Origin of the sequence: Streptomyces morookaense (assembly GCF_013030945.1) — a bacterium.
Taxonomy (GTDB): domain Bacteria; phylum Actinomycetota; class Actinomycetes; order Streptomycetales; family Streptomycetaceae; genus Streptomyces; species Streptomyces morookaensis.
This window is the reverse complement of record NZ_JABBXF010000057.1, coordinates 1-1,337: the sequence shown is the minus strand read 5'-3', so window position 1 is coordinate 1,337 and position 1,337 is coordinate 1. Positions and strand designations below refer to the sequence as shown.

Sequence of the window (1,337 nt, the reverse complement as noted above, 5' to 3'; positions counted from 1 at the left end):
GGCGGCCCGGTGCCGCGCCGCCGTCCGCCGGGCCCGCGGTCATGGGCCTCGACGGCGGGGCGGGGGCTCTCGCGGACGCGGTCGCCGGTGCCGTGCGCGCCGCGGGCGGCCAGGTCTTCCTGTGCACCCCCGCGCTCGCCCTGACCCGTACCGCCCATGGCTGGGAGGTGCGCACCGCCGCCCGGACCCTCGCCTGCGACGCCGTGGTGATCGCGGCGCCGGCCTGGACGGCGTCCACCCTGGTCGCCGCCGCGGCGCCGGCCGCGGCGGCCGAGCTGTGCGAGGTCGGGTATGTGTCGACGGCCGTGGTGACGATGGCGTTCCGGCGCCGCGACGTGGCCGGTCTGGCCGCGCTCGGCGACTGGTCCGGCTTCCTCGTCCCGCCCGCGGCCGGCCGCCCGGGACGGGCACCCGTCACGGCGTCCGTCAAGGCCTCCACCTTCATGACCGCGAAGTGGGGCTGGCTCGCCGGACGCGCCCCCGACCTCTTCGTCCTGCGCACCTCCCTCGGCCGGTACGGGCAGGAGGAGAGCCTGTACCTGGACGACGACGATCTCGTCGGCGCCTCCCTGCACGACCTGCGGGCGGCGACCGGGCTCGCCGCCCGCCCGGTGGCCTCGCACGTCACCCGCTGGATCGGCGGGCTGCCGCGCTACCCCGTCGGCCACCGCGCCCGGGTCGCCCGGATCCGCGGGGCGCTCGCCGCGCTGCCGGGTCTGGAGCTCTGCGGGGCGGCGTACGACGGGGTCGGCGTGGCCGACTGCGTGGCGAGCGGCCGGGACGCGGCGGACCGGATCATGGGCGGGCTCGTTTGTGATGGTTTCGTATCAAAGACCTGCGGATCGACGTGATCATGCAACCCTTGGCCCTGGCTCTCCGTCCGACAGGGCGGAACTGACCTTCTTTGTCCCTTTGGGGCAGTACCAGCCGGAGCAGCAAGATGACGAACCCACCCGCCGGGATGTACGAGTCCACCGGCCGGCGCCGCGCGTCCCGCGCCCGCGGCTGGCTCATAGGAGCGGCGTGCGTGACCACGCTCGGACTGATCGCCTGGCCGGTGATGAGCCACTACGAGATCCCGCCGTTCAGCGACAAGGGCAACCCCGTCAGCTACGACCAGGCCGGCGGCGGGGGCGACGGCAAGGGCGGGAACGCCAAGCCCGCCGACTCCAGGACGCTCATGCCGACCGGCCCCAAGGCCGACTTCAAGAACCAGAAGACGCTGAGCGACGGCTCCCAGGTGAGCGTCGTCACCCTGGACGGCCCGAAGTCCGGGTTCAAGGGCAAGGTGTGGGTCTGGGCGCCCAAGGAGTACACGGAGGACCCGAAGTTCAGGG

1 protein-coding gene and 1 pseudogene are annotated in these 1,337 nt (G+C 74.3%); both read left to right on the top strand.

Features of this window, described 5'->3' with window-relative positions; all coding sequences use genetic code 11:
• On the top strand, positions 1-851 hold an 851-nt coding region (locus HG542_RS23220; RefSeq protein ID WP_171084536.1), incomplete at its 5' end, for a protoporphyrinogen/coproporphyrinogen oxidase.
• An 89-nt stretch (positions 852-940) separates the two neighbouring features.
• A pseudogene (locus tag HG542_RS23215) lies at positions 941-1,337 on the top strand (hypothetical protein); the annotation flags it as partial.